Raw genomic sequence first — 19,550 nt, 5'->3', positions numbered from 1 at the left:
TCCCCCGTGCTCATAGATAAGCAATAGAATCTATGGGAAACGGGGGATTTTTGTGTATGGAGATTAACGCTGTGTTTGAAGGAGGGGGAGTAAAAGGGATTTCTCTCGCTGGAGCAGTTGAAGCCACGGAAAGGGCGGGGCGAACCTTTAAAAAGGTCGCTGGAACCTCCTCAGGCGCGATTGTAGCGACTTTACTGGCTGCGGGTTATGAAGGTGAGGAAATGAGTCGGATGATCCAAGGAACTTCTTTTTCATCGTTTATGAAGCGAGCTCCCATCTATAATACGGCTTGGGTAGGTCCTGCACTGCGAGTATTATTGAAGAAGGGATTGTATTCGGGTGAAGCCTTGGAAGCGTGGATGAGATCGCTTTTGCTTAAAAAGGGAATTATCACTTTTCGTGATCTGCCACCAGGCAAACTATCTATAATTGCTTCTGACATTACCAATGGCCGGATATTGGTCTTACCAGATGGGTTGGAGCAGTATGGAATCTCTCCTGAACATTTTGAAGTGGCTAAGGCTGTGCGTATGAGCTGCAGCATTCCTTATTTTTTTGATCCAGTGATGCTCAGGTTAAATGGACAGTCCGCTAGAGGAAAGTCTTTTATTGAGCAATTTGTATACGTCGTGGACGGAGGGTTATTAAGCAATTTTCCTTTATGGCTATTTGACGGGATGAATGAGGATAGTAAAGTGCCGGGGAAAAGAATCCCTACGGTAGGGTATCAAACAGTAGGTAAAACCGACCCGCAGCCCCACAGGATTAGGGGACCGTTCAGTATGCTGCAAGCTATGGTAAGCACCATGCTGTCTGCTCATGATGAGAAATATATTGAAGATGATAAATATGTCCGCACGGTCACCATCCCAACGCTGGGTATCGGCACGACCCAATTTAATATTACGAAGATGCAAAGCGACGAATTGTATGCCGCCGGACTGAAGGCAGGGGAAGACTTCTTTAAGGAGTGGCGCCCCAGATAACAAGCAAGCTTTAAAATATCAGAAAAAAAGCATCCCGCACGTTATTTTGAAACGTGGAGATGCTTTTTGGTGTTTGTCTTAATTTAGTTAATGGTACTTTGGAAGCTGATCATCGTTTTTCCCTTTATTTCCTTCGATGACTTGGAAGGGATAACTTTTACGTTTGCCTGGTACTGCTTGAGTCTTGCGAATCCCAGCAACCTTGGTCATGGTTTTCTGCGAAGGTTTGACTTTGATTCTAGATCCATTGCTGCTGCGAGCGTATTTCCCTGGTCCCATTTTGTAAGCATAATAGATAATCGCTAACAGTACTAAGGGGAGAATCAGCTTTGAGAGCGTATAGAAAGGCTCAGTCAAGACTCCAATCACAAAACCGAATATTGCAAGAATTACAGAAATCCAAAAAATTAAAGCATGCCTGATCATAGGACACTCATCCTTTCGCAGGATCCAATATGCCGCCTGACACACTTGCCTCCGTATATCCTCTGGCTTCAATCTCTGCATCAAGCTCACGCATACGATTGAAAGAGGCGATGGATACTTCTACCTGATCATCCTTTGGTTCTTTGGTAGTGAGCAGCTGCAGCCATAGTCCAGGGTATCCCAAGTATTTGAGACCTGGAATTTCTCTTACTGCGTTGGTACCCTTCAGAACCTCAAACGAAACACCGATTACGACAGGCAGCAGAATAATCCGTTGGATCACACGTTCCCAAAGATTATCCCAGGGTACTACGGAGTAAATAATAACGCCGAGGATAATCGTCAGCATCATAAAACTGCTTCCGCAGCGGTAATGCAGACGGCTGTATTTCTGAACGTTCTGGACAGTCAGCTCTTCGCCTGCTTCAAAGGCGCTGATGACTTTGTGTTCCGCACCGTGATACTGGAATAGCCGCTTGATCACAGGTGTTTGCGAAATCGCCCATAAATAGACCAGCAAGAGAACCATTTTAATGCCGCCTTCTATGAGGTTGTGCAGTACATAGTTATCAAATGCATTCTTGAATAAAAAATCTTCGACAAATACTGGTACAAGCGTAAAAATGAGCTTTCCGAATAAGAAGGAGAGAATACCCATTACAGCAACGCCAAAAATCATTCCGAGGCTCCAGCCTTCGTCCTTTTTCTTCGGCTTAGCTTTCTCTTTCGCCAGTTCTTCGGGTTCCAATTCATCTTCGGCATAGGATTCAGCCGAATAGTTCAAGTGCTTAGAGCCTTTGGCGCTGGCATCTATAATACTGACAAGGCCGCGAAGCAGCGGAATCTTGCGCAGTTTAGTGACCCAGCTCTTATCGCTTCTTGGCACCTCCAAAAATGTAATCTCCTGATTCTTTCGTCGCACGGCTGTTACATTAATATGCTTGCCGCCGAACATGACGCCTTCAATGACGGCTTGGCCGCCATAGCTGGGAGTTTCCTGGGACAACCAATTCACCTTCCCGTAATTAATATGATTTATATAATACATTGTAACTAATTTTTGAAGACATTACTAGTTGGATCGCCTTTTGCTGCACATACTACCTTATATGGATAAGGAGAGACAAATCGGTATTAAAAATACGGAAAGAGAGGCAATTCTATGAGCAAATCACATCAACAACAATCAGATCATACTAATATTTGGTTTTTTGCGCTCGAATTAGGTTTTTTCGCAGGTTTGATTTGGGGAGGGCTGCACTGGTTAATCTACTGGTTCAGCTTTACCAAGGTTAGTCCTGGTTATTTAGCAGAGCCGTTTTTTAAACATACTTTTCTGACGACAATGTATGGACATCTCGTGGGTTATTTGTTTTTCATCTTATTTTCAGTGATAGCCTCACTGCTATATGTGCTTATTCTGCGCAAGCTGAAGGGACCTTGGCCAGGATTGGTTTATGGTGTTTTGTGGTGGGTAGTTATATTTATTCCCGGCTCGCAAATGTTTCTTATGCAGCCGCCTTTTAAGCTGCCGTGGAACACTGTGATTAGTGAGTTCTGCCTTTTTTTACTTTGGGGGATGTTCATTGGATACACAGCGGCGATTGAGTATACCGACGAACGAAAGCGTGAGCAAGCGACTGCACTTGCCTAACGGCTCGAAAAAACTTCTCAAGGGGATATCCCTATGTTAAAATACAATGTGGCTATTTCGAGAGGAGAATGAAAATGGGTAACGAGCGCGTCTCCAAGCTGCGTAAGGTTTTGCAGGATAAAGGATTGGAAGCAATGTTGATAACCAGCGGTTATAACCGCCGCTATTTAAGTGGATTTACCGGATCGTCCGGTTATGTATTGGTGACAAGCGATGATTGTTATCTGCTAACTGACTTCAGGTACATGACACAGGCTGCGGATCAAGCGGTAGGAGTTAAGGTTGTAGAGCATGGTCCTAAATTTATTGATACAGTACGCGAGTTGCTGCCAACAGGCAGTGAGGTACGTGTTGGTTTCGAACAGGATGATGTCTCATTCAGCGCTTATACCTCATATGCGGAAGCCCTTAAGCCGGCAGTGTTAGTTCCAGTTTCCAAAGCCGTGGAAGACCTCCGTATGTTCAAGGATGCTGAAGAGCTTGCTGTTATGCAACGTGCAGCTGATCTGGCTGATGCTACATTCAATCATATTCTGAATGTGATCAAACCAGGCATGACTGAAAGAGACGTCGATTTGGAAATGGAATTCTATATGCGTACCCACGGGGCAACTGCGTCATCGTTTGATACGATTGTTGCTTCAGGTGAACGTTCGTCCATGCCGCATGGCGTAGCAAGCAGCCGTGTAATTCAAGGTAATGAATTTATTACGCTTGATTTCGGTGCATTACTCGATGGATACTGCTCAGATGTGACTCGTACCATTGCACTCGGAGCTCCAGATCCGAAGCTGAAAGAAATCTATGATATTGTGCTGGAAGCTCAGCTACATACGTTGGCACATATCAAACCGGGTATGACTGGACGGGAATGTGATGCACTGGCACGTGATATCATCGCTAGCTACGGATATGGTGATCAATTTGGACATAGCACGGGTCATGGACTTGGAATGGAAGTTCATGAATGGCCGCGTTTGTCCAAGCTGAGTGACGATATCATGCAGCCGGGAATGGTCGTTACTGTAGAACCAGGTATCTATTTGCCGGGGATTGGCGGAGTACGTATTGAAGACGATATTGTGATCACCGAGAGCGGAATATCGCTGCTGACCCATTCGTCCAAAGAATATACAGTACTGTAAGTAAGAAAAGTAGTAGTTTAATTATCGAATTCAGGAGGGATTTTTAGTGATTTCAGTAAACGATTTTAAGACAGGCTTGACCGTAGAGGTGGACGGTGATATTTTTACCGTTCTTGATTTTCAGCACGTTAAACCAGGTAAAGGTGCAGCGTTCGTTCGCTCTAAGCTGAAAAACCTGCGCAATGGTAACACTGTTGAGCGTACTTTCCGTGCTGGTGAAACTATTGGCCGTGCTATTATTGAGAACCGTGGCGTGCAATATTTGTATGCAAGCGGATCGGAGCATGCTTTCATGGACAACGAAACTTATGACCAATTCGAATTGTCCAGCAAGCAGCTTGAATGGGAATTGAACTTCCTTAAAGAGAACATGACTGTAAACATCATCAGTTACCAAGGTGAAATCCTTGGGATTAACCTGCCTACCAGCGTAGAGCTGAAGGTTGTTGAAACTGAGCCAGGTGTGAAGGGAAATACTGCTCAAGGCGCTACTAAATCGGCCAAGCTTGAAACAGGTCATTCTGTACAAGTTCCTCTGTTCATCAATGAAGGAGATGTGCTGCTTATTGATACTCGCGAAGGTAAATATATCTCCCGCGCGTAGGAAGCATCATACTTGCCGAACTTATAACCAATCAGCCTCCCCCGTTATTACGGTGGGGGGTTTTTGGTATATAAACGAGGATGCATGAGGAACAGTATGGGTGTGGAATGTTATACTTACGAATTAAAGGATTAGAAGGAGACGCATATGAGAAAATTAATTATATCTGAGTTCATATCCCTTGATGGTGTTATGGAAAATCCACAATGGACCTTCTCATTCGGAAGTGAAGAACAGGAGCATTTCAAGTTTGCTGAACTGAAAGCTGCTGACGCTCTAATGTTAGGACGGACAACCTACGAAGGTTTTGCAGAGGCTTGGCCAAATATGGTTGAGCAGACAGGTGAGTACGGTGAAATGATGAATGGATACGCCAAGTACGTAGTCTCCACAACTCTCGAAGAAACAACATGGAGCAATTCAAGCTTGATCAAGGGCGATCTTGCTCAGGAGGTGTCCAAGCTGAAGGAGCAGCCGGGGAGAGATATTCTCGTTTTTGGCAGTCGTACGCTTGCGCAGAGCCTGATGCAGCTTGGCCTTGTCGATGAATATCAGCTTCTGGTCTTCCCGATTCTGCTGGGTAGCGGTCAGCGCCTGTTCGATAACGTTGGTGAAGAGAAGACGTTGGAGCTAGTGGACTCCAAAAGATTCAGTTCTGGAGTGATGGCCCTGACTTATCGACCAGCTTCTCAATAAAAAACTGGAAGACGAGTGAAATGAGGTCAGCTAGTGTCTTGAAGCTGACCTTATCTTTTTGTTAGCTTCTGGAAAATCAATAATTTTTTAATGAAATCATTAACGCATTACGCTATTTTCGTATTATACTGGTTTAAAGCGGGAAACCGATTAGAAGCAACTACATAGACCGATATGGGGAGTGAGTGGGACTTTGTCACTTTATGTTATGAAATTCGGAGGCAGCTCCGTCGGCGACACAGAACGCATGCAACGTGTTGCCAAGCGCATCGCAGACAAGCAGGATGAGGGACATCGCTGCGTTGTAGTTGTATCTGCTATGGGGGATACAACAGATGATTTGATCGATACGGCGAAGCAATTAAACGGGCAGCCGCCTGCACGTGAAATGGATATGCTGATGACAACAGGAGAGCAGATTTCCGTGGCTCTTTTGTCCATAGCTCTTCATGGGATCGGGCGGAATGCAGTATCTTATACAGGATGGCAGGCCGGGTTCCGTACAGACGAAACCCACGGTAGAGCTCGTATCAATGATATTGATCCACACCGTGTAGTAGCTTCTTTGGAACGCGAACAGATCGTTATCGTTGCCGGTTTCCAAGGGATGACTTTGGATGGTGAGATCACTACCCTGGGCCGCGGAGGATCGGACACGACAGCTGTAGCCCTTGCGGCTGCTATTCAAGCAGATGTATGTGAGATTTATACTGACGTTGATGGTATCTATTCTACAGATCCACGCATTGTGAAAACAGCCCGCAAGCTGAACGAAATCTCATACGATGAGATGCTAGAGCTTGCCAATCTGGGAGCGGCGGTACTACATCCGCGTGCAGTGGAGTATGCTAAGCGTCATCAAGTTAAGCTGGTCGTTAGATCGAGCTTTAATCATAATGAAGGTACTGTTGTGAAGGAGGAAGCAAGCATGGAGCAAGGAGTCGTAGTTAGTGGGATTGCTTATGATAAGAATGTAGCACGTGTCAGTATTCTAGGAGTACCTGATGTACCGGGTGTACTCGCTCAAGTCTTCGGCAAGCTGGCTGAAGAAGGCGTAAACGTTGATATCATAGTACAAAGTGGTGTGCAGAATGAGCAGGCTGACTTCTCATTTACAGTTTCACTTGATGAACTGGACCGTGCGAAGGAAGTAATTAAAGAAATCCATAAAACTTTACCTTACCGTGAAGTAACGTCCGAGGATAACCTCGTTAAGGTTTCTATTGTTGGCGCGGGTATGGTTAGCCATCCTGGTGTTGCGGCTCAAATGTTTGATGTGCTCTCCCAAGAGGGCGTAAGCATTAAGATGGTCAGCACGTCTGAGATTAAGGTTTCTTGTGTAATCGAATCCGGCAATTTGCCATCGATCATTCAGGCGCTTCACACCGCTTATAATCTGGATACAACTGAGCAGGCCTTTGTTGGTGGTCCTAAGGATCGTCGTTAAGAGCCGTTCAATCAATAAAAAGGGAGATCCTATAGCTATTTAGCTACGGGGTCTCCTTTTTGGGCATCAGCAATAAATGAAAAGGAACGCTGCAGGTTTGAATGCAGCGTTCCTTTTTACATCTATATGGGTATTTATCCTAAACGTCTAAACCGGCCTAGAATTTCAACAGTCTCAAGTACATTGACGAAAGAGCTTGGATCCGTCTCAAGGATAGTCTTACGCAGCTCTGACAGCTCATAGCGGGTCGTTACGGTCATCAGCATTGTATTGCCCTCGTGACTGTAACCGCCCTCTGCGTTGACTACTGTGATGCCATGAGGCAGCTCTCTAAGACGATTCAGCATTTTATCCCGTTCCTTGGTAACAATGAAGCAGGTTAGCTTAACATGACGAATATGAATCATATCAACCACTCTGCTTTTCACAAAAATACAGAGCATAGCGTATAAGGCTGAGTCCCAGCTTTTAAAGAAGCCTAAACTCAGAATAACGATCCCATCCATTACGAAGAGTACATTCCCAATAGGAATATCCCGCTTACGTGTAATAATCGAGCCTAATATATCAAATCCTCCAGATGAACCCCCGGCACGGAGAGAAAATCCAACCCCGCCAGCAATAATTACGCCGCCAAAAATACTAGCCAAAATCGGGTCTTTGGTCACTTTTACCGCAGGAATAATTGTCATGAACCAGGTGGTAGCTAAAACGGAAAGCATGCTTAGTAAGATGTACTTTTTCCCCACTGCAATAAATCCCCAGATCAGAACAGGAAGGTTTATCGCAAAATAAATGATTGAGATGTACTTCGGATTAGTTACATACCCGATGACTGAAGCCACCCCTGCTACCCCGCCGCTTAGCAGTTGATGAGGAATTAGAAATAATCTCATCCCTGCGGCGACTAAAAAAGCTGAAAAAATAATGATTGCCGCTTCTCTTACTGGTCTGACTACGGACCGCATGCTGAGCGGTAGCCCGTAATTTCGTACGTGCATGACACAAATCCCCTCTTTTTCTTATGTCTTTTTAGTTTGCCTTTTTTTGAAAATATAAACTCACTATATTTCCAATTAAAAAGGATACCACAGATGAAGGCGTTCGTAAAAATTATTTTATCGTACTGATTATATTTATTTATGAACCCACTCACTATGAATTCTTTCACAGTCTGATCTGCAAATCTGTCATTTCTCATTGTCTAAAGTGAAAAAGCCACGCATATCCATGAGTAATAGAAAGCTAAACAAGCCTCAGATCTCTTTTGGTATGAATGAATTAGTAAAAGGAGTGGAGTAGATTGGACAAGTATGTAAGCTGGATGGCAACTCTGCGGTTGTTCTCGGGCAGTGCAGAGATTATAGCTGCGCTGATAATGCTCAGATTAAATCAGGTCGATAAGGCGCTGGCTGTCAATTCTGGACTGGCTTTGGTAGGCCCGACCATATTGATATTGACGACAGCTATTGGCCTGACTGGGATGGCACAGCAGCTGTCGTGGAGCAAATTAGGCTGGGTGGGCTGCGGTGTAGCCTTTCTCTTAATCGGGATTTTGAAAAAATGATAGATGATAGGCATATTAGGCGCGTACAAGCATAAATATGGAATAAAGCAATTAAGTAGAGGACAGCTTGGGGGTACTTTGTATGGCAGATGATTGGCTGCAATTGTTTCCTGAAAAAGTAAGAGCGCTGTTAAAGTGCCTTCCCCTTCCGCTGCTAGGAATGGTGGAGGAGATTCGTGTCCGTGAAGGTCGTCCGCTGGAAATTAACTACTCTGGTAAATATCACTTTCTAAGAGTGAATGGCAGTTTGACGCAGAGGCCTGAAGAAGCTTACAAGCCGGATCGGGAAGACACTCATCGACTGCTAGACCTGATCAGCAACCATTCGCTATATACGATGGAAGAAGAGCTGAGAAAAGGATTTATTACGATTCCCGGCGGTCATCGGATAGGACTTGCTGGCCGGACAGTACTGAGTGGCGGAGGTGTAGAGCATCTTCGTGATATCACTGGCTTTAATGTCCGTATTGCTCGTGAGGTACCTGGAATCGCAGATGGAGTGCTGCCTTATTTACTGGACAAGGGGCGGCAGCGAATGATGCACACCTTGATTCTCTCCCCTCCACAACATGGCAAGACTACCCTACTCCGCGATCTTGCAAGACAAATCTCCTTAGGGGAATTGGGCAAGCGCGAAGGGATTAGACCGGGGCTGAAGGTGGGAATTGTTGACGAACGGTCTGAAATTGCTGGCAGCCGGCGTGGTGTTCCCGCCTTTGACGTGGGTCCTCGGACAGACGTTCTTGATGGGTGTCCCAAGGCAGAAGGCATGATGATGATGATCCGGTCGCTATCGCCAGAGGTATTAATCGCGGATGAGATTGGGCGTCCTGAAGATGCCGAAGCAGTTACCGAGGCACTGCATGCCGGAATATCTGTCATTGCTTCCGCTCACGGAAAAGATGTAACAGAGTTGGCTCGTAGGCCGGGTCTTGGAGGACTGCTGGAACAAAAGATGTTCGAGAGATATGTCATACTCCATCGTTCAGAAGCAGGCCTCACGTTTCGTATTCTGGATGGCCAGAAAAGAGGAATGCTGCTTATCTCTCCCGGGGATCGACTAGGCGGTGATTTGCATGCTTAAGCTGTTCGGTGCTGTGCTCATTGTGGTGGCTGGTACGCTTGCAGGTCTCCAGTTTGCTCGTCAATATGCAGACAGGCCCAGACATATCAGAGGTTTAATAGCAGCACTACAGCGGTTGGAAACAGAGATCATGTACGGCTTCACCCCACTGCCGGAAGCCATGCGGCGGATTGGGAATCAGTCGAAGGACCCGCTGAAATCGTTGTTTGTCAAAACAGCGGAGGAGATGAGTCCTCCCTATGACAGAAGCGCCCAGGATGCCATCCAGCGGGCGATGGAAGCATATTGGAAGTCTACCGCTATGAAGGGGACAGAAAGAGAGATTCTTCGTCAGCTCAGCTGTACTCTCGGCACAAGCGATAGGTCGAATCAGAGCACTCATATCGCGTTAGCATTGCAGCAATTGAAGCAGGAGGAGTCGGTGGCCAGAGAGGATCAAGGCAAATATGAAAAGTTAAGTAAAAGCCTGGGTCTGCTGCTTGGAGTACTGATCGTCATTTTGATCTTTTAGCGAGGTGCCAGGAATGAATATTGAAGTCAATGCGATTTTTCAAATTGCCGGCATTGGCATAATTATCGCCATGATCCACACGGTGCTCAAACAGATGGGAAAAGAGGATTTCGCACATTGGGTCACCGTGATCGGGTTCGTAGTCGTGCTGTTCATGGTGATTCGGATGCTGGACGGGTTGCTGCAGGAAATAAAAACGATCTTTCTTTTTCAATAGGCGTGCTATGGAGATTATTCAAGTTGTTGGGATTGGGCTGATATCGACCATATTGATTCTCGTACTGAAGGAACAAAAACCGATGTTCGCCTTCCTTCTTGCTACTACAACAGGAATTCTAATTTTTATGTTTCTGATCGGCAAGATCGGAATGATTCTCTCTACACTGGAGCGGGTGGCTGAGTCATCGGGGATGGAAATGATTTATTTGAAGACTGTTTTCAAAATCATCGGCATTTCCTATATCGCGGAGTTCGGTGCACAGATTGTACGAGATGCCGGTCAGGAATCGATTGCTTCCAAAATAGAACTCGCCGGAAAAGTGCTAATTATGGTACTAGCTGTACCCATTATCAGCATCATTATCGAAACCGTCATGAAACTACTGCCTGCTTAAAGCAATCGTGAAGAGAGCTGAGCAACGGATCGGGAGGAGAAATTATGCAAGAGCACAGTGTTTTCCGTCCTCCAAAACTAAAAATAATACTGCTGCTGCTTCCATTCTTTTTCATTCTATGGTTTGCAGGTACAGCTCAGAGTGTGCAAGCTTCCTCAACACCAGAATCCGGCAGTTCCTCCCCGGTAGACCAGTGGGTCAAAAGCCAGGTGAATAATTTACCCAAAGATAAAGTCGAGTCGTACTGGGATCAGCTGATGAAGGATTATGGTGGTTTTTTCCCGGACGGGGCCACACCAACGCTAATGGACATGCTGCTTCCGGGAGATAAGGGGCTCAGCTTAAAGGGTGTGTTATCTGGGCTTCTAGGCTTTATGTGGCATGAGGTACTGTACAACGGAAAGCTGCTCGTGACGATTGTGATGATCAGTGTGCTCAGCATGATTCTGGAGACGCTGCAAACCGCTTTTGAGCGAAAAACGGTCAGTAAGGTCGCTTATACGCTCTGTTATATGGTGGTGCTGGTAATTGCCGTGAACAGCTTCAATATCGCTATTGGTTATGCAAAGGATGCTATCGATCGGATGATCGATTTCATGATGGCGATGATTCCACTGCTGTTCGCGCTGCTGGCTTCGATGGGGAATATCGTTACGGTCTCCGTCACCCATCCGTTAATTGTTTTTATGATTCATACGGTTGGCACCATGATCCACACCCTTGTTTTTCCGCTTCTGTTCTTCTCGGCTGTGCTGCATCTGGTCAGCGCATTGTCGGAGAAATATAAACTAACCCAGCTGGCTAATCTGCTGCGAAACATCGGTGCTGGACTGTTAGGTGTACTGCTAACTGTGTTCCTAGGTGTAATTTCCGTTCGAGGGATAACAAGCTCAGTAACGGATGGGGTCACCATTCGGGCCGCTAAATATATTACAGGGAATTTTGTTCCGGTCATCGGCAAAATGTTCGCGGATGCCACAGACACAGTAATCTCAGCTTCACTGCTGGTGAAAAATGCGATCGGGTTATCGGGTGTCATTATCATATTGTTCCTGTGTGCTTTTCCGGCAATCAAAATCCTGGTGCTTGCCCTTATCTACAATATAGCCGCCGCTGTGATGCAGCCGCTGGGAGAGACGCCGATTGTGGTCTGTCTCCAGACGATTGGAAAAAGCATGGTATACGTGTTCGCTGCTTTGGCTGCTGTTTCCTTAATGTTTTTTATGGCGGTTACGATCATGCTGACTGCGGGCAATTTGACTGTAATGATGAGGTGAAGCAACCAAACTTTTAGGAGGGAAACCATGAGCTGGTTGGGCGGTTGGCTGCGGGAGATCATCCTGGTTGTGCTGTTGGCGTCATTTGTTGAATTGCTGCTCCCAAGCAAATCCATGGAGCGTTATGCAAGATTGGTGCTAAGTCTCCTAATCCTGCTCACGATGCTCAGCCCTATCGTCTCTCTCCTGAAAGGTGATGCAATCTCCGAACTGAGTGTCGCTATGGGACAGCAAGAGAAAGAGGGCAGTTTGTTCACTGGCGGAGGGAAGGGAGACCCATCCTTGGAACAGATTTTGGCAGATGGGCAAAAGCTTGCACAAGGCCGTCAGGAACAGAGTCTGCAGCTCGCTGCCGAAGAGGTGGCGGGTCAGATGAAAGAGCAGATTATCAGTGAGACCGGCAAACGCGGGGTTAATGTCACCGTAACGCTGGGCATGGGGAAGTCTGGCGGCACTGGTAACGAAGACGTTCCTGTCATTTCCAATGTAAGGGTCTCTATGCCTCAGACAACGGCTAACTCCCCGGGTACTTCCGGAGCTTCCAGCACAGCGACTACAGCACCCATTACAATCTCTCCTGTAGCACCTGTAGAAGTTAAAATTGGCGCTAATCCGGCAGATAACGTAGAGAGTGAAGCAACATCATCAGCTGAACCTAATAAAGCAGTGAACGGAACTGTAGCTGAAGACAGCGCGTCCTCGAGTGAAATGGAGTCCATTGTAAAGCTGCTGGAACTGAAGTGGGATTTGGATCCCAAAGTCATTCAGGTGGATGGCAGCGTGGCTAGTAACGTCAAATCATGAGCTTGATGTTTCTAAGAAACTATAATTTTTAGGAGGGATGGGAGTGAGCAATTGGCTGAAAAAGCTTGAGCAGTGGGCTGGGGGTGGGGCCGGAAGTCCGAAGAGAAGCCATACCTTTCGCTGGCTGATCATTCTGGGTCTGCTGGGCGCAGCGATCATGCTATTCAATTCCTTCGTCAATGTGAAGAGGATTGATAACGAGAATACAGGGCGTGAGCCGCCGGTGAATCAGTCCTCTCAAACGGCGCTGGTGCAGAGTGATCCAACCACAACGACCAATTCGTTCGACAGCATCGAACTAGCGATGGAGAACCGGATGAAGGAAATTTTGGAGAAAATCGTTGGCGTCGGTACAGTCGATATCATGGTTACAGTGGAGTCTACAGAAGAAATTGTCGTGGTGCGTAATATGAATGACTCCCAACAGCTTAGTGAAGAGACAGATGCCAGTGGGGGGAAACGTCATACGACACAATATACGAGGGATGGCGAAATCGTAACCTACTCGCAATCAGGGGACGAGACACCCATCGTGACGAAGCGAATCAAACCTCAGGTACGCGGCGTACTGGTAGTTGCCAAAGGGGCAGAGAACAAGGTTGTTCGTGGACTTGTCGAGCAGGCTATAGAAAAAGGCTTGAACGTCCCAATCCAGCGCATTTCAGTAGTACCACGCAAACAAGAGTAGCAGGAGAAAGTCAATAAGTGAGTGCTTCCGAAGCAGCCACTAGATTAAATTTTAGGAGGAATTAGGAATGAACGGCAAAAGACAAACGATATGGTTGGTTTCTATGCTTAGCTTGATGGTGGTCCTCTCTGCATACTATTTATTCACTGAAGACTCAGGTGCTTCGATTCCAAAAGACACGGCTGGCACAATGCAGGTTGATTCCCTGAAAGACACAGCAGGTGCAGCGTTGCCAACGGTTGGTGACAAAGGTGTTGTTGTGAACGAAGTTGTTAGTCAAGGCGATGTTGTTGCCGATGAAGGCGTTGTAGATAGCACTACTGGCGCCGCTACTACGGACGACAGCGCTACTGCCGCCAAAACGGATGACAGTGCTGCTACCGCTAAAACGGATGATATCACTACTACTGCTAAAACGGACGAAAGTACAACTACAGCTGCTAAGGACGATAGCAGTAAAGCTGCCGCAAATAGCAGTGACTCAGAGAAGGCAACAACCGACACTGCTGCTAAAGATGCCGCGAAAACAGATACATCTGCTAAAGATACAGCCGCAAATACAACAACCAAGACTCCAGCTAAAAATGACAAAGAAATTCTCGATGAAGTAGCTTCTCAAAGTGTATCGGCGAGCAGCATGTTCACTAACTACCTTTATGAACGTGAGCAAAAGAATCTTAAGAACCAACAAGACTTGCTTGCTTTGATTAATGACATGGACAAAACACCTGCTGATAACGCAGTCGCTCAAGAACAACTTCTTAATCTTGAAGAAAAAGAATCCAAAATTACCGGTATCGAAGAACAGCTTCAACAAAAATATGGCGAAGCGATTGTAAAGGAAGAAGCTGGAGACAGCTATAAAGTAGTCGTTCTCAGCGACAAACTGGATGTAAAGCAAGCGGTCAGCATCGTGGATCTCGTAATGAAGGAACTGAGTGTATCTCAAGATAAAATTAGTGTACAATACGTTTCTGAGCAATAATAAGCTGTACAATTAAAAGAAAAATGACGAAAGAGCTCGGGTTGCCCCGGGCTCTTTCCATTTTTACCGATTGTGATATAATACATAAAGTTATCTTGTCCGCTTAAGAAGTGGCTTCGAGAGAAAGCTGAAGGAGTGAACTGATATATGTTCAAGTTGAGCGAAATTAAGGAATTGATTAAATTGCTGGACCAGACCTCCTCTGTACATGAGTTGGAGATCGAAAGCGAAGGAATGAAGCTTGCAATTCGCAAACCGGATCGCCCTGAAGCTGATGGAACAGCAGTACAGGCGACTCCTTATGCTGCCTATCCCTTTACGCCTGCCCCGCAGCCGCAGAGCGTACCGCAAGTATCTTATCCGGTAGTAGGTGAAGTTCCTCCAGCGCAGCAGCCACAAGCAGCTGCAGAAGGCAAACTACATAAAATTGTGTCTCCAATGGTGGGGACCTTTTATAGTGCCGCTTCTCCGGAAACGCCTTCGTTTGTTAATGTTGGAGACCGTGTAAGTGAAAAATCAACGGTTTGCATTATTGAGGCGATGAAACTGATGAATGAGCTGGAAGCGGAGATTAAAGGTGAAATCGTGTCTGTACTTGCTGAGAACGGTCAGCTTGTAGAATACGGTCAACCACTATTCTTGGTTAAACCGGAATAAATACCGCAGACTACTTAAGGAGCGGAAGCTTCGCAAAACTTTGGGAGGAAACGCATGAACATTCAAAAAGTGTTGATTGCCAACCGCGGCGAAATCGCGGTCCGCATTATTAGGGCCTGCCGTGAACTGGGCATTTCCACCGTCGCGGTCTATTCAGAACCCGACCGGGATTCACTGCATGTCCGGTTGGCTGATGAAGCTTACTGCATCGGTCCGATGCCGGCCAAGGACAGCTATCTGAACTTTACAAATATTATGAGTGTAGCCACCTTAACGGAATGTGATGCCATCCATCCTGGCTATGGATTTTTAGCTGAAAATGCGGATTTTGCAGAGATTTGTGAATCTTGCAATATTATCTTCATAGGACCTTCTCCAGATGCCATAAACCGTATGGGTGACAAGGCTGTGGCGAAGGAAACCATGAAACTGGCTGGAGTTCCGATTATCCCGGGCTCAGATGGTCTTGTAGGCGATGTAGAGGAAGCTGTCATGCTGGGCCGCGATATTGGTTACCCGATCATCGTTAAGGCTACTGCAGGTGGCGGAGGTAAGGGAATACGGATTGCTGAGGACGAGGAATCTTTGGTGAAGCAGATTACTGCTGCACAACAGGAAGCACAAAAGGCGTTTGGTAACGCTGGTGTATATCTGGAGAAATTCCTAACAGGCATGAAGCATGTAGAGATTCAGATTATTGCAGATAAACATGGCAATGTAGTGCATTTAGGTGAACGGGACTGCTCCGTGCAGCGTCGTCGCCAAAAGCTGATTGAAGAGGCACCTTGTTCAGTGCTCACACCGGAAATTCGGGAAGCAATGGGTAATGCAGCAGTTCGAGCAGCACTTGCCGTGAATTATTCGGGAGCCGGAACACTTGAATTCCTGCTTGGACCGGATGGACAGTTCTACTTCATGGAGATGAATACCCGTATTCAGGTTGAACATCCAGTAACAGAAATGGTTACAGGTGTGGATTTGATTAAGGAAATGATCTCTGTAGCAGAAGGCAATCCGCTGTCATTCACTCAGGAAGATATCGTGATTAATGGCTGGTCCATTGAATGCCGTATAAATGCTGAAGATCCTGAGCGTAATTTCATGCCTTCACCAGGAAAAATCGGCTTTTATTTGCCACCAGGAGGCCTTGGCGTTCGTGTAGATAGTGCGGCGTACCCAGGATATACGATTTCCCCTTTCTATGATTCTATGATTGCAAAACTGATTGTCTGGGCTCCTACACGTCAGGAAGCGGTTGCGAAGATGAAGCGCGCCTTGGCTGAATTCGCCGTGGAAGGCATTCATACCACCATCCCTTTCCATCAGAAACTGTTGGAGCATCCTGTATTTTTGGATGGTAACTTTGACATTAAGTTTCTTGAAGAGTATGAAATTTAGGACGACTTCGGTTTGTTTGTCATAAAGTTCGTCAAATGATATAGTATGTTTAATAAGAGACGTGCTTTACGCTTGAAATCATGAACAATCTTTCTTGAAAGGTGTGAAGTCTAAAATGAGTACATTGCCGACAGAATACGAACGGACGGAAATCGGTGAAATCCAGATTGCTCCTGAAGTAATCGAGGTTATTGCAGGTCTGGCGACCGTTGAGGTTAAAGGTGTAGCAGGTATGAGCGGCGGATTCGCCGGTGGTATTGTTGAACTTCTTGGACGTAAGAATCTGTCCAAAGGAGTTAAAGTAGAGGTTGGACAACGTGAAGCTGCGGTGGATGTTTCTGTAATTATTGAATATGGCAATCGCCTTCCTGAAGTGGCTGCTGAAATTCAACGTAATGTTAAGCGCTCCATCGAGACTATGACTGGTCTGACTGTTGTGGAAGTGAATGTGCATATTCATGATGTGCAATTCAAGAACAACAACACTGTAGACAAGAACGAAGAAACAGAAACGATTCTTCGTGTGAAATAGCAGTCATCGTTCTTCCATAAACCCCCGACAGCAAAGTCGAGGGTTTACTCTAATTTAAGGAGGTTATGAGACTCGTGGCAAAAATTTTGGACAGACTTTTGCTGTTTGTCTACAGCTTAAGTATCGGAATACTATCTGTTATTGCCATCCTCCTCTTAAGCGGTGCGATTCCTAGAACTTTGGAGATTGAGAATGGACCAGCAGCTTATATTACAGCAATAATAGTAGCAGTTGTCTTGTTCCTTCTGAGCATCCGATTTTTCTACATCTCTCTGCGCCGTGATCGCGCTTCATTGCCTTCGGTCGATCAGCGTACAGAGTATGGGGATATCCAGATTTCAATGGAAACTATTGAGAATCTGAGTCTTAAGGCTGCCGGTAAAGTGAAGGGAATCAGAGATCTCAAGTCACGTATTCGTGTCTCGCAGGCTGGCCTTGAAATTACAATTCGTGCAGTAGTGGACGGTGAGCATTCATTACCGCTGCTTACGACAGAAGTACAACGTCAGGTGCATGATTTTGTGCAGGAGACAACCGGCATTCCGGTTGCTGATGTGTCTGTATATATTGCTAACCTCACGCAGTCTCCAAGCTTCAAAAGTCGAGTGGAATAGAGGTGAGTTTCCCTTATGTCTTGGAAAGAAGTATGGGAAAGTCACGGGGGTAGAATCGCCGGAGTGACTTTCGGCATTGGTCTGGGTTTGATTTATTTAATTTGCGGTTTTTGGGATATGCTGTTCTTTGCACTGGTAGTGTTCATCGGATATACGCTCGGCAAAAGAAAGGATACCGCGCAAGCGCCCCTGTTTCAATGGCAGGAGTTGGTTTCGCGATTATCCGGACGCTGGCGTCCCTTTAAGTGAACCGCGATAGTCTTTTTCCCGGAGCAGGAAACCGTAAGTTTGTGTTGTCCGTTGCCCCCGGAAGAAAGGCTTTGCGGTTTTTTTGCGACAAGGGATAGGTATATTTGCGAGCTTCCTCTGAAGGTATCTTCGCTTTGTGCAATAATCCTCACAGGAATAGGGAAAGAATGAATAAGTGTGAAGCGATATTTGGGTTGTAGACGTTGTTGCAGTACAAGTGAATATTTTAATGCGATATAAGATTTTAGGAGGAACACATGAAAAGACGTATAGCTAGAGAGATTATTGTCCAAAGCCTGTATCAGATGGAAATGAACGATGTGGAAAGCGCGGAAGCCGTAGAAATGCTGCTCGAGGAAGCTTCAGAAGAGAATGAAACCGAACGTGTAATCACGGACGAGATTCAGCTTAAACACTATGTGGTAGAGCATGTGAATGGGGTATGGGAGCACAAGGTAGCGATCGACGATATACTTGAACATTACCTGAAGGGCTGGCAAATGAGCCGTCTGTCACGTGTGGATCGTCAGATTCTACGTTTAGCAGCGTATGAAATGGTGTTCGCCAATGATGTGCCTGCGAAGGTTGCGGTGAATGAAGCGATCGATTTGGCCAAGCATTTTGGAACGGATGATTCCGGGAAGTTTGTTAACGGAGTACTCGGCAAGATGATCCAAGAGATAGATACTATTAAAGCTGACCATTCTTAATTTATAAACCATAGTAAAGTATATAAAAGGGGAGAGACTAACATGACAGCAGCAATCATCAGTGGTAAACAAGTATCCGAGGAAATTCGTATTAGCATTGCCCAAGAGGTTGCTGAACTGGCGAAACGCGGCGTAAAGCCCGGTTTGGCTGTTATTCTAGTAGGTGAAGACCCGGGATCTCAGGTTTATGTTCGCAATAAGGAGAAATCTTGTATCAGCTTAGGATTCCATTCGGAAGTGCATAAATTGGATGAATCCACTTCTCAAGAAGAACTTCTGGCACTGGTAGCAGAGCTAAACGGACGCGATGATATCGACGGAATTCTGGTTCAACTCCCATTGCCTAAGCATATCGAGGAGAAGGCTGTTATTGATGCAATCTCCGTGGAAAAGGATGTAGACGGCTTTCACCCTGTCAATGTAGGCAACCTGGTCATCGGTGCCGACAGTCTTCTTCCATGTACTCCTGCAGGAGTAATCGAACTGATCAAACGTACAGGAACAGGTATGGCAGGTAAACATGCCGTTGTAATTGGTCGTAGCAATATTGTAGGAAAGCCAGTTTCCCTCTTGTTGCAACGCGAAAATGCTACCGTAACTATGTGCCATTCCCGTACCGCTAATATGCAAGAGATTAGCCGTCAAGCGGATATTTTGGTTGTAGCGATCGGACGAGCTAATTTCATTGATGCTTCCTATGTGAAGCCGGGTGCTGTTGTCATCGATGTGGGCATGAACCGTCTGGATAACGGTAAACTCGCAGGTGATGTTGATTATGAAAGTGCAAAAGAAGTTGCCGGATACATCACGCCTGTTCCAGGCGGGGTTGGTCCGATGACTATTACAATGCTGATGAGCAACACGCTGATTGCGGCTAAACGCCGTCACGGCCTGGAATAGGG

At 46.1% G+C, this 19,550-nt stretch carries 25 protein-coding genes; 22 read left to right on the top strand and 3 right to left on the bottom strand.

Translation table 11 applies throughout. The annotated features are described in order from the left end of the window. Positions 1 to 56 precede the first annotated feature (56 nt). The gene (locus NYE58_RS26095) at positions 57 to 986 is read left to right on the top strand and encodes a patatin-like phospholipase family protein (protein WP_076277677.1); all 930 of its coding nucleotides are present in this window, start codon (positions 57 to 59) and stop codon (positions 984 to 986) included. Positions 987 to 1,073: 87 nt separating this feature from the next. Here NYE58_RS26095 and NYE58_RS26090 read toward each other — a convergent pair whose 3' ends face one another. Both NYE58_RS26090 and NYE58_RS26085 read right to left on the bottom strand, forming a co-directional pair. Continuing rightward, a complete protein-coding gene (locus NYE58_RS26090) occupies positions 1,074 to 1,412 on the bottom strand; it encodes a hypothetical protein (RefSeq protein ID WP_076129641.1) in 339 nt (112 codons plus the stop codon). A gap of 7 nt (positions 1,413 to 1,419) precedes the next feature. Further along, positions 1,420 to 2,367: a DUF1385 domain-containing protein gene (locus NYE58_RS26085; protein ID WP_094901946.1), complete on the bottom strand. Its 948-nt coding sequence runs from the start codon at positions 2,365 to 2,367 to the stop codon at positions 1,420 to 1,422. Between the two features lie 207 nt (positions 2,368 to 2,574). On the opposite strand from NYE58_RS26085, the gene NYE58_RS26080 reads away from it, so the two are divergent. From NYE58_RS26080 to NYE58_RS26060, 5 genes are all read left to right on the top strand, one after another. After that, on the top strand, positions 2,575 to 3,066 hold the full coding sequence (locus NYE58_RS26080; protein ID WP_036682865.1) for a YqhR family membrane protein: 492 nt from the start codon (positions 2,575 to 2,577) through the stop codon (positions 3,064 to 3,066). 74 nt (positions 3,067 to 3,140) lie between these two features. Next, positions 3,141 to 4,211 carry a M24 family metallopeptidase gene (locus tag NYE58_RS26075; RefSeq protein WP_036682862.1) on the top strand — a complete coding sequence of 357 codons (1,071 nt, stop codon included), beginning with the start codon at positions 3,141 to 3,143 and terminating at the stop codon, positions 4,209 to 4,211. Positions 4,212 to 4,257: 46 nt separating this feature from the next. Next, positions 4,258 to 4,815 (top strand): elongation factor P, encoded by a 558-nt coding sequence (gene efp, locus NYE58_RS26070; RefSeq protein ID WP_038572538.1) that lies wholly within the window; start codon positions 4,258 to 4,260, stop codon positions 4,813 to 4,815. Positions 4,816 to 4,962: 147 nt separating this feature from the next. After that, positions 4,963 to 5,511 (top strand): dihydrofolate reductase family protein, encoded by a 549-nt coding sequence (locus NYE58_RS26065; protein ID WP_076193103.1) that lies wholly within the window; start codon positions 4,963 to 4,965, stop codon positions 5,509 to 5,511. A 193-nt stretch (positions 5,512 to 5,704) separates the two neighbouring features. Beyond that, positions 5,705 to 6,958 (top strand): aspartate kinase, encoded by a 1,254-nt coding sequence (locus NYE58_RS26060; RefSeq protein WP_036682855.1) that lies wholly within the window; start codon positions 5,705 to 5,707, stop codon positions 6,956 to 6,958. 134 nt (positions 6,959 to 7,092) lie between these two features. On the opposite strand, the gene NYE58_RS26055 is transcribed toward NYE58_RS26060, so the two are convergent. Further along, positions 7,093 to 7,959 (bottom strand): YitT family protein, encoded by an 867-nt coding sequence (locus tag NYE58_RS26055; RefSeq protein WP_081382367.1) that lies wholly within the window; start codon positions 7,957 to 7,959, stop codon positions 7,093 to 7,095. Positions 7,960 to 8,261: 302 nt separating this feature from the next. Here NYE58_RS26055 and NYE58_RS26050 point away from each other — a divergent pair, with 302 nt between their 5' ends. From NYE58_RS26050 to folD, 16 genes are all read left to right on the top strand, one after another. Further along, a complete protein-coding gene (locus tag NYE58_RS26050) occupies positions 8,262 to 8,525 on the top strand; it encodes a YqhV family protein (protein ID WP_371915730.1) in 264 nt (87 codons plus the stop codon). 82 nt (positions 8,526 to 8,607) lie between these two features. Beyond that, positions 8,608 to 9,609 (top strand): stage III sporulation protein AA, encoded by a 1,002-nt coding sequence (gene spoIIIAA, locus NYE58_RS26045; RefSeq protein ID WP_076220015.1) that lies wholly within the window; start codon positions 8,608 to 8,610, stop codon positions 9,607 to 9,609. Continuing rightward, positions 9,602 to 10,120 (top strand): stage III sporulation protein SpoIIIAB, encoded by a 519-nt coding sequence (spoIIIAB, locus tag NYE58_RS26040; RefSeq protein WP_076104383.1) that lies wholly within the window; start codon positions 9,602 to 9,604, stop codon positions 10,118 to 10,120. The genes spoIIIAA and spoIIIAB overlap by 8 nt, the downstream gene beginning before the upstream one ends. A gap of 13 nt (positions 10,121 to 10,133) precedes the next feature. Then, positions 10,134 to 10,337 carry a stage III sporulation protein AC gene (gene spoIIIAC / locus NYE58_RS26035; RefSeq protein WP_036682849.1) on the top strand — a complete coding sequence of 68 codons (204 nt, stop codon included), beginning with the start codon at positions 10,134 to 10,136 and terminating at the stop codon, positions 10,335 to 10,337. A 7-nt stretch (positions 10,338 to 10,344) separates the two neighbouring features. Continuing rightward, positions 10,345 to 10,734 (top strand): stage III sporulation protein AD, encoded by a 390-nt coding sequence (gene spoIIIAD, locus NYE58_RS26030; RefSeq protein WP_036682847.1) that lies wholly within the window; start codon positions 10,345 to 10,347, stop codon positions 10,732 to 10,734. 44 nt (positions 10,735 to 10,778) lie between these two features. Further along, entirely contained in the window at positions 10,779 to 12,011 is a 1,233-nt protein-coding gene (gene spoIIIAE / locus NYE58_RS26025) for a stage III sporulation protein AE (protein ID WP_076218779.1), read from the top strand. A 27-nt stretch (positions 12,012 to 12,038) separates the two neighbouring features. Next, complete coding sequence (spoIIIAF, locus tag NYE58_RS26020) at positions 12,039 to 12,815, top strand: stage III sporulation protein AF (protein WP_076277676.1); 777 nt, start codon at positions 12,039 to 12,041, stop codon at positions 12,813 to 12,815. A gap of 43 nt (positions 12,816 to 12,858) precedes the next feature. Then, positions 12,859 to 13,503, top strand: coding sequence for a stage III sporulation protein AG (gene spoIIIAG, locus NYE58_RS26015; RefSeq protein WP_175617305.1), 645 nt, complete (start codon positions 12,859 to 12,861; stop codon positions 13,501 to 13,503). Between the two features lie 67 nt (positions 13,504 to 13,570). Continuing rightward, positions 13,571 to 14,488 (top strand): SpoIIIAH-like family protein, encoded by a 918-nt coding sequence (locus tag NYE58_RS26010; RefSeq protein ID WP_076277675.1) that lies wholly within the window; start codon positions 13,571 to 13,573, stop codon positions 14,486 to 14,488. A 147-nt stretch (positions 14,489 to 14,635) separates the two neighbouring features. Next, positions 14,636 to 15,145, top strand: coding sequence for an acetyl-CoA carboxylase biotin carboxyl carrier protein (gene accB / locus NYE58_RS26005; protein WP_076098642.1), 510 nt, complete (start codon positions 14,636 to 14,638; stop codon positions 15,143 to 15,145). Between the two features lie 54 nt (positions 15,146 to 15,199). After that, entirely contained in the window at positions 15,200 to 16,543 is a 1,344-nt protein-coding gene (gene accC, locus NYE58_RS26000; RefSeq protein WP_076129648.1) for an acetyl-CoA carboxylase biotin carboxylase subunit, read from the top strand. 115 nt (positions 16,544 to 16,658) lie between these two features. Next, entirely contained in the window at positions 16,659 to 17,075 is a 417-nt protein-coding gene (locus NYE58_RS25995) for an Asp23/Gls24 family envelope stress response protein (protein ID WP_076129649.1), read from the top strand. Between the two features lie 74 nt (positions 17,076 to 17,149). Continuing rightward, the gene (amaP, locus tag NYE58_RS25990; protein ID WP_036682827.1) at positions 17,150 to 17,689 is read left to right on the top strand and encodes an alkaline shock response membrane anchor protein AmaP; all 540 of its coding nucleotides are present in this window, start codon (positions 17,150 to 17,152) and stop codon (positions 17,687 to 17,689) included. A 15-nt stretch (positions 17,690 to 17,704) separates the two neighbouring features. Beyond that, a complete protein-coding gene (locus NYE58_RS25985) occupies positions 17,705 to 17,938 on the top strand; it encodes a DUF2273 domain-containing protein (RefSeq protein WP_036682825.1) in 234 nt (77 codons plus the stop codon). Positions 17,939 to 18,195: 257 nt separating this feature from the next. Further along, complete coding sequence (gene nusB, locus NYE58_RS25980; protein WP_036682824.1) at positions 18,196 to 18,648, top strand: transcription antitermination factor NusB; 453 nt, start codon at positions 18,196 to 18,198, stop codon at positions 18,646 to 18,648. A 42-nt stretch (positions 18,649 to 18,690) separates the two neighbouring features. Continuing rightward, entirely contained in the window at positions 18,691 to 19,548 is an 858-nt protein-coding gene (gene folD, locus NYE58_RS25975; RefSeq protein ID WP_036682821.1) for a bifunctional methylenetetrahydrofolate dehydrogenase/methenyltetrahydrofolate cyclohydrolase FolD, read from the top strand. Positions 19,549 to 19,550: the final 2 nt, after the last annotated feature.

The organism is Paenibacillus sp. FSL L8-0708, assembly GCF_038009325.1.
Taxonomy (GTDB): domain Bacteria; phylum Bacillota; class Bacilli; order Paenibacillales; family Paenibacillaceae; genus Paenibacillus_AQ; species Paenibacillus_AQ odorifer.
This window is presented reverse-complemented; position numbering and strand designations above follow the sequence as displayed.